The 16,147-nt window shown below is 36.6% G+C and carries 10 protein-coding genes, 1 pseudogene and 1 riboswitch; of the genes and pseudogenes, 7 read left to right on the forward strand and 4 right to left on the reverse strand.

Annotation, left to right across the window (positions count from 1 at the left end; genetic code table 11):
* Positions 1-703: 703 nt before the first annotated feature.
* The 3 genes from thiC to V7659_RS20515 form a co-directional block, all read right to left on the reverse strand.
* Positions 704-2,479 carry a phosphomethylpyrimidine synthase ThiC gene (thiC, locus tag V7659_RS20505; protein WP_335541846.1) on the reverse strand — a complete coding sequence of 592 codons (1,776 nt, stop codon included), beginning with the start codon at positions 2,477-2,479 and terminating at the stop codon, positions 704-706.
* Between the two features lie 171 nt (positions 2,480-2,650).
* Positions 2,651-2,764, reverse strand: a riboswitch (TPP riboswitch).
* 692 nt (positions 2,765-3,456) lie between these two features.
* Positions 3,457-4,695 (reverse strand): hypothetical protein, encoded by a 1,239-nt coding sequence (locus V7659_RS20510; RefSeq protein WP_335541847.1) that lies wholly within the window; start codon positions 4,693-4,695, stop codon positions 3,457-3,459.
* A 204-nt stretch (positions 4,696-4,899) separates the two neighbouring features.
* Positions 4,900-5,157 (reverse strand): hypothetical protein, encoded by a 258-nt coding sequence (locus tag V7659_RS20515; RefSeq protein ID WP_335541849.1) that lies wholly within the window; start codon positions 5,155-5,157, stop codon positions 4,900-4,902.
* Positions 5,158-5,432: 275 nt separating this feature from the next.
* Between V7659_RS20515 and V7659_RS20520 the strand changes: the two genes are divergently transcribed.
* Positions 5,433-7,082: a copper resistance CopC/CopD family protein gene (locus tag V7659_RS20520; RefSeq protein ID WP_335541852.1), complete on the forward strand. Its 1,650-nt coding sequence runs from the start codon at positions 5,433-5,435 to the stop codon at positions 7,080-7,082.
* Positions 7,083-7,112: 30 nt separating this feature from the next.
* A complete protein-coding gene (locus V7659_RS20525; RefSeq protein WP_420491391.1) occupies positions 7,113-7,769 on the forward strand; it encodes a YcnI family copper-binding membrane protein in 657 nt (218 codons plus the stop codon).
* Positions 7,770-7,874: 105 nt separating this feature from the next.
* Here the strand turns inward: V7659_RS20525 and V7659_RS20530 are convergent, their stop codons facing one another.
* Positions 7,875-8,510: a YczE/YyaS/YitT family protein gene (locus tag V7659_RS20530; RefSeq protein ID WP_335541856.1), complete on the reverse strand. Its 636-nt coding sequence runs from the start codon at positions 8,508-8,510 to the stop codon at positions 7,875-7,877.
* 178 nt (positions 8,511-8,688) lie between these two features.
* Between V7659_RS20530 and V7659_RS20535 the strand changes: the two genes are divergently transcribed.
* From V7659_RS20535 to V7659_RS20555, 5 genes and pseudogenes are all read left to right on the forward strand, one after another.
* On the forward strand, positions 8,689-9,870 hold the full coding sequence (locus tag V7659_RS20535; RefSeq protein ID WP_335541858.1) for an LL-diaminopimelate aminotransferase: 1,182 nt from the start codon (positions 8,689-8,691) through the stop codon (positions 9,868-9,870).
* 141 nt (positions 9,871-10,011) lie between these two features.
* Positions 10,012-10,461 (forward strand): CoxG family protein, encoded by a 450-nt coding sequence (locus V7659_RS20540; protein ID WP_283878110.1) that lies wholly within the window; start codon positions 10,012-10,014, stop codon positions 10,459-10,461.
* A gap of 84 nt (positions 10,462-10,545) precedes the next feature.
* Positions 10,546-11,697 carry a cadherin-like beta sandwich domain-containing protein gene (locus tag V7659_RS20545; RefSeq protein ID WP_335541862.1) on the forward strand — a complete coding sequence of 384 codons (1,152 nt, stop codon included), beginning with the start codon at positions 10,546-10,548 and terminating at the stop codon, positions 11,695-11,697.
* A gap of 171 nt (positions 11,698-11,868) precedes the next feature.
* Positions 11,869-14,619 (forward strand): phosphoenolpyruvate carboxylase, encoded by a 2,751-nt coding sequence (gene ppc / locus V7659_RS20550; RefSeq protein ID WP_335541863.1) that lies wholly within the window; start codon positions 11,869-11,871, stop codon positions 14,617-14,619.
* A 268-nt stretch (positions 14,620-14,887) separates the two neighbouring features.
* Positions 14,888-16,147 (forward strand): annotated as a pseudogene (locus tag V7659_RS20555) (aldehyde dehydrogenase family protein); the annotation flags it as partial.

The raw sequence follows: 16,147 nt of genomic DNA on the forward strand, positions 1-16,147 counted from the left end.
GAAGGCGTCTTTTTGTATTGTACTGGATTCTGGAACAACACTTATTAGGGATTGGAGTTATATTAAGGTGTAGAAGAGATTGTGAAGGATTACACTTAAACTATCGGGTGCTTTTGTTTAATAATATTTGCTTATAGAATTGTTTCTATTATTCTTTGCTTACTTTTTGTAATCGGGTGATTAAAAGCGGTAGAGCGGTTTTTTGCCAAAACTCTACACTAATACCCTCACTCGGCATACCCCCGTGTGCAAATTTTTCTACCCAAAAATCAGATTCCGACTTCAATTGGTTATTTGTGAGTTCCTGAAAAAACTTTTCAAAATGGTGGATTTAACCAATTGCCATTACGGGGAATTGGTTAAAGAAAGGGGGCAGGTTCTCCTTACTGCAGCCTGTCAGAACATGAAAAAGATTGCGACCCACTTAGCCAAGTTAGGATAAGTGGGTCGCAATTTGTTTTGGTTTATTTCAAATGTGAATTTAACAAAAATGCTCAACAAGATTAGTGTAACTTTGCTGCTAAATCAATAATAGGTACTTTCAGCGAAACCACATTTCTTGCATTCCCTCATAAAAGAGGTTTCCAAAAATATATGTTTACAATGATACTGGATGTATTGGATTTTCCCACGCAAATGATGTACCTTTTGCTGGAGATTTTCTACTTCTTCCTTTAAATTCTTTATCTCGTTGTTGCTACAATTATCGATAAATGTTTGATCCATCGTGTACAAATTCCTCTGCCTTTTTCTTCATGCCCTCTTCGATGTCTAATTCCTCACTCAATGTTTCTCCATTCGCCATCCCCCGAATGTCATGAGAAATTCTCATCGAACAAAATTTCGGACCACACATGGAGCAAAAATGAGCTGTTTTTGCCCCTTCTGCTGGAAGGGTTTCATCATGGTATTCCCTTGCCCGTTCCGGATCCAATGATAGATTAAATTGGTCTTCCCATCTGAATTCGAAACGTGCTTTCGATAACGCATTATCTCGAATTTGAGCACCTGGGTGACCTTTTGCTAAATCAGCAGCATGGGCGGCAATTTTATAGGCAATTACACCATCACGGACATCATCCTTGTTTGGTAAGCCTAAGTGTTCTTTTGGTGTTACGTAGCAAAGCATAGCTGTTCCAAACCATCCGATCATTGCAGCGCCAATAGCTGATGTAATATGGTCATATCCTGGAGCAATATCTGTAGTTAAAGGTCCTAAAGTATAAAAAGGAGCTTCTTTACAAATTTCCATTTGCTTATTCACGTTTTCTTTAATCATGTGCATCGGTACATGACCAGGACCTTCTATCATCACTTGAACATCGTGCTTCCAGGCAATTTTAGTTAATTCGCCAAGGGTTTCGAGCTCAGCAAATTGTGCTTCATCATTGGCATCAGCAATGCTGCCTGGACGTAATCCATCGCCAAGCGAAACGGAAATATCATATTGTTTCAGAATTTCACAGATTTCTTCAAAATGAGTATAGAGGAAACTTTCTTGATGATGAGCTAAACACCACTGTGCCATAATAGAACCGCCACGGGATACAATCCCAGTTGTCCTTTTAGCAGTTAAAGGGATATACCGCAATAACACACCGGCGTGAATGGTAAAGTAATCGACACCTTGTTCGGCTTGTTCAATTAATGTATCACGATAAACTTCCCATGTTAGATTCTCGGCAATTCCGTTCACTTTTTCAAGAGCTTGATAAATAGGTACTGTTCCAACTGGCACTGGGGAATTTCTAATAATCCATTCCCTAGTCGTATGAATATTTTTCCCTGTTGATAAATCCATAATGTTATCTGCACCCCATCGAGTCGCCCACGTCATTTTTTCAACTTCTTGTTCAATGGAAGATGTGACGGCAGAATTACCAATGTTCGCATTGATTTTCACATGAAAATTACGTCCGATAATCATGGGTTCGCTCTCAGGATGATTAATATTAACCGGTATAATCGCTCTTCCACGAGCAACCTCGTCACGAACAAAGGATGGATCTATATTTTCACGAATTGCTATGTACTCCATTTCAGGAGTAATTATACCTTTTTTAGCGTAATGCATTTGTGTGACATTTTGCCCTTCTTTTGCACGAAGAGATGTTTTGTCACTATTAGGAAACCATTCAAGATTGGCACGTTCATCACCTTCAAGGTATCCGTTATCTAAAGGTTTTATTTTTCTACCCTCATACACCTCAACATCATTACGTTCGAGAATCCATTTCTTGCGTAAAGCAGGAAGCCCTTTTCTAATATCTATATTGTAATTCGAGTCTGTGTATGGTCCACTCGTATCGTAAACTCGAATAGGGGCGTTTTCTTCCTCCCCAAAAGAACTAACTGTTCGGCTTAACCCAATTTCTCTCATTGGAACTTTAATATCTGGTCTTGAGCCATCGACATAAACTTTTTTACTTCCGGTAAATTGCGATTTCAACTCAATGTTTACTTCTGCTTGTTTTTGCATGTAACTTCCTCCTAAAAATAGATTAATTTTGCAATCTAGAAGTTACGGCGTAGTTCATTACCAGTAACCTTTACGGTCAATCAAGTAATAAAAGACAATAAAAAAAGGTTCTGTTTGCACAGAACCTGATTAATCGTCAAAAAGTAGTGGCGCGTACCCAAAATAACGATGACGCCTTCGAAACTACTTCCCTACGCTGGTATGATCCAGATCAGGTTCAAAGGGTCAAAGAATTTAACGCATTCTTTTCTCAGTCCGAGCTATCGGACCCCCCCAGTAGAGCTTGTGAAACTATTATATGAAACTTTAGAATTGATAATAACATAGTGTCCAATATTTTGAAAGTTGTAAATTTAAAAAAGGGATTTTTTTTTAAGTAATTTTCTTGAAAATGGAACTCCATGTCATGCAGGCCGTTATGATAAGAATGGAATAAATGTTAGTGGGCCACCACCACGCCCTTTTGATATATTTAAGCCATATTTTGAGGATGGCAATGTTTACATTTCAATATTTGATACTGTAAAGCGTGAGAAAGGTTAGGAGAGGTGTATTGTAATGAGCTGTTGTGGAAAAGAGCAAAGGAAAAAGAAGATTTCCAATAAGGTTTTTGTAATTGTTTGGGTTTTAACCATAGGTATTATGGCTATGATTGGTTATATTGTAAAATAACAGATTTGTGATTCTTTTAAACCTCTTTTCCATCTTCATCCAGCTATATAATTCAACAATAAGGGTGGAACTCGATAATGAGTAAATCCTAAAAAGCAAAGATAATTATAAAAAAACGTCCCAAAAGGTGACGTTTATTTTTTTGTTGTATTACAAGAACAATAGATTCAGATAGCAAATAAATTAAAGGTTCATAGAAAGGTATAATCGTACTTGATAGTTTAAGTAACAAAAAGATAAAAAGTTAAGGGAACTAAGTACTTAAAAAAAAAACCTGTATAGAATTATTTATTCTATACAGGTTTTTAAACAGTTTTTGATATTTTATTTAGGATTGATGCATCATTACCAAATTTACACATGGCGTCACAGTCACAACGTAAATCATTAAATAATAGATATGAAATAGATTGAGAATCAAGTGACCGTATGGAAGGTCGGAGTAATTGTGCTTTAATTTCTTTTTCTCTTTTATCTGGCGCAACGAGGTAAAATTGGCAAGTTCCACCTTGAATGGATAATGATAAATCAGACAATCGTAAAATACCTGAATAAATTGAGGTGCTTTTTTCAACCTCAAATCCGGCAATGATGTTCTCATTTTGATCGAGCCAAAGGACATCAATTAAAGCAATTGTATCGGCAACTGCGGGTGGGAATTTGAAAATGTTTAAATTTTGAATTGAAAATTCGCCTAGTTTTTGAAAATCCCATTCCCTTTTATGGTCATTCCGTGCAATCCAAACTTTATACCCGAGTGAATTCCCTAGGCGAGCAAGGTGATATTGCATTTCAGAATGGGTGTTTTCTTCGGCCTCATCTTCTTTTACATCTTTCCTTCGCCGTTTTTTTGCCTTTTCAAACCTTTCTGTTTCATTTTTGATAAAATTCATCGCATTTTCTTCAATTATCATTCGATTACTGCCAATTTCAAATAAAAGTCCAGCAAGAGCACCTAAATCTTTTGAAAGGGAGTCTCGATGAATTTCATTTTCAGATATGAGTTTGGTTCGCATATGAAGGTAAGCTTCCCAAGATCCTAATTTTATTTTTTCATTATATAGCAAATTAAATCCACTGACTATTGCAGTATTAAATGGTGGGAAAATGGTAGGGTGTAAAAAGTATAAAATATTCGCTACAGCTGGCCCAAGTCCTTTTATTTTTAGTCCATCTAATCTTCGGAGTTCTTCTAAAACTTTCTCACTTTTTGTGGTTTCTAGACATGACTTTAAAAAACGACCAAATGCTTTTTGATTTTGACTATTTTCATAGATATCCGGGATTCTTAATTTTGGTTTCCAGTAAAAAGCATGGGCAGCACCTTCAAATATCTGTTTTTGCTCGGAAATAGCCGTTACTACAAATTCAAGGCTAGATCCTTTAAAGTCGTTCCCAAATGATTCTTCTTCAATTTCTTTAATAACTTTTAATAATCCTTTTCGAATGGTTCTAAAAGCTTTCAATCGATCATTACTTTGTAAAAACCATGTGTGATACACGGATTCTTGGTCAGTTTTATACAATTCTATTAATGACTTCATGGTTGATTGTTCCCTTCTAATATTTCATCTAGGGTAGTGCCCAGACCTATTATAGGATTTTTAATATTGGGAGGATATGACAAAGTTCATACAAAATAGGATGAAAAATTAGAAATAGAATGCAAATAGGTCTGGTAGAAATACCAAACCTATTAAAAAAATATACATTATTCCATTATGGCCCAATAGATAGTCACACTATTTTTAAAAACGATTCATCATATTCTCACTATCCATTTCCTTTACCTTTGTATCACCCATCATCCCACCATTCTCATGACATGCTTTATACATGTCTTTTAATTCAGCCTTAGAAGAATCAGGATGCATCTTTTGCATAAACGGTAACATTTTTTCAAAGCTTACACCATTACCAGAGTGGCCATTTCCAGCTGCAAATACAGCAGTGCCAGCTCCTAGAATAAAAGCTGCACTTAGAATTCCAACAACAATCTTTTTCATTATTTTACAACTCCTTTCTTTTATCACCTTTATCTTAAAACAAAAATTTGCAGAAATAAGGGAGATTTGGTGTTGATGTTATGAAGATTTTAATTTTAAAAAAATGACACAAATTCCTCAATTACTGAGAAAGTTCAACAATTAGTCACAAGTTGGACTGATAAAGATATTGTTATTAACTCTATTTATCATTATCATAGTATCGACAGTAGAAACTATGATAATGAAGTTTATATATTAAAACAACGATTTTGAGATGAAAAGGGTGTGAGGGGTTGCAAACAAAACAAAAGGTCAGTACATTACTAGGAATCCTTGCCCTGTTTCTATTTTTATTTCCGTCTATTTCTTCGGCGCACGCCTACATAAAGAAATCTACACCATTAGAAAATGAAAAAGTAGAAAAAGCTCCAGCAGAGGTAACAATAAAATTTGATGAATCAATCCAACCTGCATTTAACTCCATTAAGGTATTTGATTCGAAAGGTAATCGAGTCGATAAAAACAATGGGCAAATTGATCCAAAACAACCGTCTATCTTAAAAAGCGGATTAAAGAAGGACCTTCCCAATGGATCCTATCGAATTAAATGGAAGGTGGTTTCAAGTGATGGCCATCCTGTCGAAGGAGTCATTCCATTTCAGGTTGGTGATGAAGTTCAAAATTCAGCTGCTTCCGATAAGGAAACAAAGGGTTACAAACCCAAAGCCGATCTAATCGTCATTCGTTGGCTTCAATATATAAGTAATGCCTGTTATGTTGGGCTAATCTTCTTTTATATGGTTGTCATGCCCAAGAAATTAAGGGAGATAGAATCAGTTGTCAAGAAGTTCCGGAGACTAATTAATGCGAGTCTAACACTCCTATTCTTTAGCATCCTATTAAGTTTGCCACTACAGACAACGATTGAATCTGGTCTCCCATGGAGTGAAGTGTTCAGCTTTACATTAATTGAAAGTATCTTAACGAACACGAATTATGGTCATTCATGGCTTCTGCAAATCGCCCTTCTCATTACTCTTGTTCTCCTTACTTCGTTCATCGGGATGGCCGAGAGTACGAAACGCATCCTTTTGTGGGCTTGTTTTATTTTAGGAAATGCTTTGCTATGGACCAAGTCAATGACAAGTCATGCCGCTTCACAATTAAATCAATTCTTAACGATTGCAATGGATTTCTTTCATTTATTTGGTGCATCGATTTGGATTGGAAGTTTAATTGGTTTTGTCGGCTTCCTTTCATTACGGAAAAATACGGATTTAAAACAGGATTATCTAAGAATGATAAAAAACTTCTCCAAATGGGGATTAATTATTGTTCTTCTCTTAACCTTTACAGGAATATATAGCAGCCTATTATATATTCCCACCCTTGCAGCTTTGGTACAAACAAACTATGGACAGGTATTAGTAGGTAAAGTTAGTTTATTTGCACTGATGGTATTGATTGCTGCTGTGAATTTTTTAAAAGGGAGAAAGGGAACCACTAAGGGACTTGGTGCATCATTAAAGGGTGAACTTTTAATGGGATTAATGATCCTTATTCTCTCTGTTGTCTTAACCAATTTACCAACAGCCATGCAGTCGCCGGGGCCGTACAAGGAAACTAATATAGTGAATCAAGGCAAGCAAATTACACTGAAAGCAACCCCAAATATAATTGGAAGGAATTTATTTGAAGTTACCTTAAAAGACAGAGCAGGTCAGCCTATTAAAGATATTGAACAATTACACTTAACGTTTACAATGCTTGAAATGGATATGGGAAAAGAAACAGTTAACTTAGCAAAAACGTCTGAGGGAAAGTACGAAGTAAAAGGTTTACATTTTAGCATGGCTGGTAAGTGGAACGTACATGTACACGTTCTAACAAAGTCATTAGAAAGTATCGACACAGATTTCAATGTTTTAGTGGGAAGTCAATAAAAACATTTAAGGAGAGTTACAATGAAAAAAATGATTAGCAGAATTTCAAAAGTATTTATTCCGGCAATAATCAGCTTATTTTTCTTCTCAAGTATGGCAAGTGCTCATGTAACCGTGATGCCAAAAACATCTTCAACAGGGGCATGGGAAACTTATACCTTAAAGGTGCCGGTTGAAAAAGATGTAGCTACTACGAAAGTAACGGTCAAAGCACCAGCAGGTGTAGAAATTATGTCTTATCAACCCGTTCCAGGCTGGACCTATTCATCTGAAAAGGATGCTAGTGGAAAAGTAAAAACATTCACCTTTGAAGCGACCGGGGAAGGGATTTTAAGTGGTCAATTCCAACAATTTGTTTTTGTAGCGAAAAACCCTGAAAAGGCAACCAAAGCTGCTTGGGATGCTTTTCAATATTACAAGGATGGCAGTATAGTCGAATGGACAGGAGAAGAAGGGTCTGACTCACCCCATTCGATTACAGATATTGTAACAGCTTCTACCAAGGATCAACATAGCAGTCAAACAACAGAACATAGTGATAAGACACAGACAAAAGATAATGAAAAAACGAAAACAAAAGTGACTGAAAAGAAAACAGAAACATTCACATCTTTATCACTAATTTTATCGGGATTAGCAGCGTTGCTTTCCTTTGCTGCACTGATTATCGCAATCCGAAAAAAATAACCTTAAAAAATAGAAGATGCCGTGGGCATCTTCTATTTTTTTATAAGGTTTTCTAAATAAAGCAATTAGCCGCTATATCAAAAAATGGTGGCCTCATGGTCTTATTTAAAAAACAATACCTTGTGGTTGGCTTTTTTTCTTTTCGATAGTTTCTACTAATGTCTTAAATAGCTTTAGTGAATGATGGAAAATTGGACTTTGAATAAATGTATAAAGGAAAGTAGCAATAAACACAGGCCCACCTAACAATAAACCAATCAATAGTACAATGCTTTCCACGATAATGCGAGCTTGACTAACTGATAACTTAGTTTTATCAGAGATGGATAGCATAAAGCCATCGCGAGGACCCGCACCGATTCCTGCTGCAACATACATCCCGCCGCCGACCCCTGTAATTATGATTCCACAGAGAAGAATGAGGTAATCAACCCAAGTACCCGTTGCTTTTGGGAGAATATCTAACCAGAGGAAAAAGTCCATGATAGGTCCAATACATAAGGCATTAAGGATAGTACCTATGCTAATATAACTCCTTGCTACAAAAAAAGAAATGATTATCAGGATCAGCCCGCATATGACTCCCCAAGTTCCAATGGTTAAACCAAAATGTTCAAATAGCGCAACATTCAGTACCTCCCAAGGATGTAGGCCCACATATTTAACCTCAACGGCAATTGCATTTCCTAAGCCAAAAAAGGTTAGTCCCGCAAAAAATAATAAAAACTGAACCAGCTTCATTTTTCAGTTACCTCCACATAAAGCCTTTTTTCTGAATATTAAAACCTATCTTAAGATTCTAAAGTATGATTGAATAATAATCAATGATTATATTGATATATAGAATTGAATTCATTAGACTGATATAATTTTAATATGTTTGAATTGTTGAAATTTTACTTAGGATAGAGGGATATCTATGAATCTTGTTGCTTCTGAAAAAGTGAAAAAAATGTCTGCTAGTATTTTTCAAGAGGTAGCCAATCTAAAGCTAAAAGCGATCAAAGCCGGTATGGATGTTATTGATTTAAGTGTAGGAAGTCCAGATTTTCCACCGCCGCCATTTGTTGTCGATACATTAATTGATTGTGCTAGTGACTCAAGCAATTATGGCTATACCCTAACAGGGATACCTGAATTTAATCACGCGGTAAGTTATTTTTATAAGCAAAGATATGAAGTTGACCTTAACCCAGAATCTGAAGTATTGCAGTTGATGGGATCTCAGGATGGTCTTGCTCATTTGGCTACGGCAATCATTAATCCTGGTGATTATGTATTGGTACCGGATCCCGGATATCCCATCTATGAGGCAAGTGTAAACATTGCGGGCGGGGTTATCTATCCGATGCCGTTATTAGCCGAAAACAAGTTCCTGCCAATGCTTGAAGAAATCCCGTTAGATGTGCTAGATAAAACGAAAATGATGATAATCAGTTATCCTGGTAACCCAGTAACAGCTTTAGCTGATCAGTCATTTTTTGAAAAGGTAGTTACCTTTGCTAAGCAGCACAATATTTTGGTTGTTCATGATTTTGCGTATTCTGAGTTGATTTTCGATGGGAATCCACAACTTAGCTTCATGTCGGTCCCGGGGGCAAAGGAAATTGGAATTGAATTTAATTCCCTTTCGAAAACCTTTAATATGGCAGGATGCCGTATCGGTTATGTCGTTGGCAATGAGCAAGCCATTGACATCTTGGCTTCATTTAAATCCCACATTGATTATGGAGTCTTTTATCCTATCCAAAAAGCAGCAGTAAGGGCGTTAACTTCAGATTTTACTTTTCTTAAAACACAGGTGAATGAATATGAACTTCGCCGCGATGTGTTGATTTCTGGGCTTGAAAAAAGCGGTTGGTACGTGGCTAAGTCTCCAGCAACCATGTTTGTGTGGGCAAAAATCCCTGCAGGCTGGAAATCCCGTGAGTTTGCCTTTGAATTGATTGACCAAGCCGGAGTGGCTGTCATTCCTGGTGATGCGTTTGGAGACCTGGGCGAGGGCTATGTTCGGATTGCCATGGTACAACCACCTGAACGACTATCCCAAGCGGCTGAACGGATTCATGAATTCCTAATGGAATATTCAAGAAATAAGTAAAAAAGTAACTTCATCCGTGATGAGGATATTTTTGGTAATCTGCTTCGCGCCTCTTCTATAAACATAAATTTCTACATATATTTTGTAAAAGACCTTCTGCCATATGAGGGTCTTTTATTTTGATAACGAAAGAGGGATAAAATGCTAAGCGATTTACAACATTTAGAGTTAGATATCCCGATTGAAGTGATTTGGGACTTTATTCGAGACGAAAACAATTGGGCACCGCTTGTACCTGGCTATATTCAACATGAAAAGAGAAATGAACGTCAAATCTGTTGGGAATTTAAGAGTGATCTCGGCGTAATGAAAAAAAAGGTTAGTTTATTAATAGATATTAAAGAGTGGAACGAACCATCCAGAGTATCTTTTGAATTAAAACGTTCGAATGAAAAACATTTAGGTGAGGGTTATTTTGAAGCAAAAGCCTTAAATAAAAATAAAACTCGTGTAACGGGCTTTCTAGAAATCAATGCATCAGGGCCGATGGGATCATTAGCTAATTCCCTTTTTAAAAAAGCACTCCAAAAATCGGATGATGAGGTAGCGTCAGTCATTTCTACCAAGTTAGAAGAATTTCATCGCAGGTAAAAAATTAAGATAAACTTAAGCAACCCATGATAAAGTTAGTCCAAATTCCACTATCCCCCAGGATAGAGGACAGGAGGATTAACGATGAAACCATTAAAATCAAACAAAGCCCTAAATGTAATGCTAGTTATTTCACTGGCATGGTTGGGAACTGGATCACCCATAACATCTGCCTATGCTGAAACTAACACGACAACAGTTCAAGAAAACCAACTAGCGAGCACTCTTTCAAAATTAGAAATTGAAGGAAAGGAGCTCGATCAGAAATTCGCTGCAGATTTATTTGAATATACTGCCTTAGTTGGGAACGAGGTTGAAAATATAAAGTTATTAGTAGATAGCTCTAATACAGATTCATCGATTACAATCAACGATCGGGTGATTGTCAATGGGTCAATAGGGACCTACACCCTTCAAACAGGTGAAAATAAGTTTATTATTTCTGTAAAAAATGGCAATGGTTCATCCAATACCTATACCCTGACGGTAACAAGAGAGAAAAATGCGAATAATTTCTTACAAAGTATTGAACTATCAAAAGGTGAGTTATCACCCAAATTTTCTTCAGATGTTAATGACTATAAGGTCAATGTTCCAAATGAAGTTCCTGCCATTACATTTAAACCGACTGCCATAGAAGCAACTTCAACAATAAAGGTGAATTATACTGTAGCAGGGAAAGATGGAGTGGGTGTTTCGCTTCCCGTTGGTCAGTCAGATATTATGATCACGGTAACTGCTGAAAATGGCACGATGAAGATTTATACCATCGACGTTACAAGAGAGAAAGCTACTGGTGATAAAGCTGTGGAAGATACACCAGCTGAAGTTAAAATACCTGCAGAAAATCAGAACAATAAACAAGGTTCTATACAGCCCAATATAAAAACAAATAATCGGACTAATGCTACACAGCCAATATCCCAACAGCAAAGTTCCTTAAATACCGAAAAAGTAAGTAAAGCATTACTATCGTCACTGTCAGTATCTGAAGGAACATTTGACAGCCCGTTTACAAGTAATGAGTTTACGTACCATGTGACGGTTTCAAGTGATGTGGACGAAATAACACTAGAGCCGATTGCAAAATATAGCAGTTCTGAAATATTAATAGAAGGAGAAACGAGCAAAACAATAAAACTGGAAAGTGACAAGAAAACAATTATTTCTGTCGTCGTTACGTATGATGATGATGATCGAAAGACATATGTGCTTGTGTTTGATAAAGAAACTTAAAGAAATTACTTATTAGAAAATCCTAAGAAACCTGCACAGCGCAGGTTTTTTTCGTATAATTGAAAATTTATTAAAAAAAAAGAAAACTTATTTTTAACATGTCCTTTAAAATTATGGTATATTAATAAATAAAAAATTTAGCGAATTTTGAGATTAAAGGAAGGTGGCAGTATGACAATAGAAGTAAAAGTAAATGACAGCAGTCTTCCGTTGCGTCGTGATGTGAAATTACTGGGGAAAATGTTAGGAGATATTCTGATAAATCACAGTGGTTCTGCATTATTTGATAAAGTGGAAAAAATACGATTAATGTGTAAAACATTAAGGGAACATTTTGATCAATCAATTTATGATGCCTTAAAAGAAGAAATTTCTAGTCTAGATGCACCGATGAGGAAACAAGTTATTCGAGCATTCTCAATGTATTTTCATTTAATTAATGCAGCGGAACAGAACCATCGTATGCGTAGAAGAAGACAGTACCAACTTCAAGAGGAAAGGGTTGTCCAACCTGCTTCTATTGAAAGTGCGATTCTTTTGCTTAAAGAGAATAATATAGAAGAAGATGTCATTCAAAATACTTTAAATACTTTATCTCTTGAGCTTGTAATTACAGCTCATCCAACAGAGGCAACGAAACGCTCCATACTTGAGATTCAGCAGCGAATTGCTGAAATTCTTAAAAACCTCGATCACCCATTATTAACAAGAAGAGAAAGAAAAAAGCTGGAAGAAAGTTTATTTAACGAAGTTTCAATACTTTGGCAAACAGATGAATTAAGACAGAACAAGCCTACTGTTTTAGACGAAGTTCGAAATGGTTTGTATTATTTTGATCAAACTCTTTTCGAAGTACTGCCTGAAATTCATCAAGAAGTGGCGGAATGTTTAGAGAAGAACTTCACAAATGCACAATGGGAAGTTCCANNTTTTGGTTCCTGGATCGGTGGTGACCGGGATGGAAATCCAAACGTTACACATGATATCACTTGGGAGACATTGAAAAAACAAAGAAGACTCGTCTTAAAAAAATATAAAAATGCTTTAGTAGATTTAATGAAACGATACAGTCATTCCACTTCAAGGGTGGAGGTAAGTAATGATCTTCTTACATTAATTGAGCAAGAAGATACATATTTAACTGATGACAAAAAATGGCCAAATAAAGGTGAAGCATACCGCCGTGCATTTGCAATTATTATTGAACGTGTAAAACAAGTAGGTAAAACGGACTTAGGCTATAAATCTGCCGATGAATTATTAGAAGACTTGAATGTGATTAAAAGGAGTTTGAAAAAGCACCATCCATCAGCACATGAATTAAAGACTATTCAAAAGCTGATCAGACAAGTACAATTATTTGGGTTTCATTTAGCTACACTCGATATTCGAAATCATAGCGGCGAACATGAAGCAGCCATGACAGAAATATTGCGTAAAGTCAGTATCACCGAAAATTATGCGGGTCTGTCTGAAGAAGAAAAACTAAAAATATTGCAAAATATCTTATTGGATCCTCGTCCACTGTTATTACTAAATGAAGACTACTCTGCGGAAACACAGGAAATGATTAAAGTGTTCCAAACGATTAAGAAGGCACACGAAGAATTCGGAAAGCGGGCTATTTCCGTTTATCTAGTGAGCATGACAAAATCTCCAAGTGATTTGCTTGAGGTACTTGTATTTGCGAAAGAAGCTGGGATTTATCGCCTTCACGCAGATGGCACTTTAGAAAGTCATTTACATGTGGCACCATTACTGGAAACAATCGACGATTTAACAGCTGGGCCAAAAATAATGGAAACACTTTTCGAGATGCCTGTCTATCGTAATCATTTGCAAATATTGGGGGACCAGCAGGAAATAATGCTTGGGTACTCGGACGGAAGCAAAGATGGTGGTACATTGACAGCTAACTGGAAACTATATAAAGCTCAAATTGAGATTCATGAAATGGCGAAAAGGTACCAAATCGGTCTAAAGTTCTTCCATGGCCGTGGTGGTTCGTTAGGCCGTGGCGGCGGTCCTTTAAATAAAAGTATCCTGTCGCAGCCAGCTGAAACGATTGGGGACGGTGTCAAAATTACCGAGCAAGGTGAAGTTTTATCTTCAAGATATTTGCTTGAGGATATTGCCTATCGTAGTTTAGAACAAGCTACCTCCACGTTACTTTTAGCCGTTACACATATTTCTAAAGAGGCAGAGCAAGGTTTTCAACGTGATCCAATTTGGGTTGAGACGATTGAAGAAATTTCAAGCTTAGCCTTAACAAAATATCAATCATTGGTGTTTGGTGATCCAGATTTCCTTACCTATTTCACTGAAGCAACACCACTAAGAGAGCTAGGGGACTTAAATATCGGCTCCAGACCGATGAGCAGAAAAAATCAAGGACGATTTGAAGATTTACGGGCCATTCCTTGGGTATTCGCATGGACGCAAAGTCGCCAACTGCTTCCTGCATGGTATGCAGCCGGAACTGGTTTAGCAGGATTTGTAGGAAAGGGAGAACAAAATTTGCATATTCTCCAGGATATGTATGAAAAATGGCCGTTTTTCCGATCAACGATTGATAATTTACAAATGGCATTAATGAAAGCAGACATTACGACGGCCAGAGAATATTTATCACTTGTTGAAGACCAAACTATTTCTGAACGAATATTTACTAATATTCTTGAAGAATATGAGCGAACCAAAGAAATTCTTCTCAGAATTACAGGCGATAAAGAATTACTTGATCACACACCGAATATTAAGGAATCGGTATTTAGAAGAAATCCATATGTTGATCCGTTAAACTTTTTACAAGTGGAGTTAATAAAAGAACTGCGAAATCAGGGTGGCTCTAACGAAGACCTATTAATTGAGGTTTTGTTAACCATCAGTGGAATATCAGCTGGATTACGGAATACTGGTTGATTTATGAAAGTAAGCCTTAAATTCTTTTTTAAAAAGGATTTAGGGCTTTTTTTATATAGGGGACAATTTATGAACATTTTATGAAATCTTTAAAAATGAATGGTTATTCATTCATTTTTGCGCAAAATTCGACATTTTTCGATTTATCCATCGTGCTATATTTTAACCAGAAAAGAAAAGGAGTGAAAATCACGTAATTATTAAGGGGATTTATGCCTATTTTTTAGTCGAATCAATGATAAAGGAATGAACTTGGAGGGAATATTACATGGCAGTTGAAGAAAAGGTAGTACATGAAAAACATCTAATCACTTCAATGATTGATACATTAACAAAAAATGCAGAGAAAGCACTTGGTGAATTCCGTACATACAACCAAGAGATGGTTGATGAAATCGTCAAACAAATGGCTCTTACTGCTCTTCAAAATCATAAGAATCTTGCAAAATTGGCTGTAAATGAAACAAGAAGAGGGGTTTATGAAGATAAGGTATTCAAAAATATGTTTGCTACTGAGTTCGTTTATAACAATATTAGAGATATGAAAACTGTTGGTGTAATCAACGAAAACGAAAATGAAGGAATGGTAGAGATCGCCGAGCCAGTAGGTGTGATTGCTGCTGTTATTCCAATAACAAATCCAACCTCTACAGTAATTTTTAAATCATTGATTTCACTTAAAACAAGGAACCCAATTATTTTTGCATTTCCACAGATTGGCCAAAAATGTTGTAAGGAGACCGCGATTTTACTGAAAGAAGCAGCCATTAGGGCAGGTGCACCAGAGAATTGAATTCAGTGGATTGAGGTTCCTTCACATGAAGCGTTTCAGGCCTTAATGAAGCATCCAAAGGTTTCTCTCATTCTAGCAACGGGTGGACCAAATTTGGTAAAAGCAGCTTACAGTTCAGGTAAACCGGCAATTGGGGTTGGTGCAGGAAATGTACCTTGCTATATTGAAAAAACAGCGAATCTTCAACAAGCCGTGAATGACTTAATATTATCAAAGACCTTTGATAATGGGATGATTTGTGCCTCTGAACAAGCGGTTATAATTGATAAAGAAATTTACGAGGGTGTAAAACAAGAAATGATAGCGAATAATTGTTATTTTTTAACGGAAGAGGAAAAAGCGAAGGTCGAAAAATTAGTAATTAATGAACATTCTTGTGCTGTTAACCCTGATATTGTTGGGATGGCTACGGCTAAAATTGCTGAGATGGCTGGAGTGAAGGTTCCTGACGAAACAAAGATTCTTGTCGCAGAATTAACTGGAGTCGGCCCTGAATTCCCGCTTTCAAGGGAAAAATTAAGCCCAGTCCTTGCATGTTATAAGGTTAGTAGTCTTGAAGAAGGATTAAAACGGGCCGAGGAAATGCTAGAGTTCGGCGGTTTAGGGCACTCCGCTGTTATTCATACCACCGATCAAACAGTTATTAAGGAGTTTGGATTGCGAATGAGAGCGGGACGTATTATTGTCAACGCCCCATCCTCACAAGGTGCGATCGGTGATATTTATAATGCTTAT

The sequence above is a fragment of the Neobacillus drentensis genome, from assembly GCF_036966985.1.
Classification (GTDB): Bacteria; Bacillota; Bacilli; order Bacillales; family Cytobacillaceae; genus Neobacillus; species Neobacillus drentensis_E.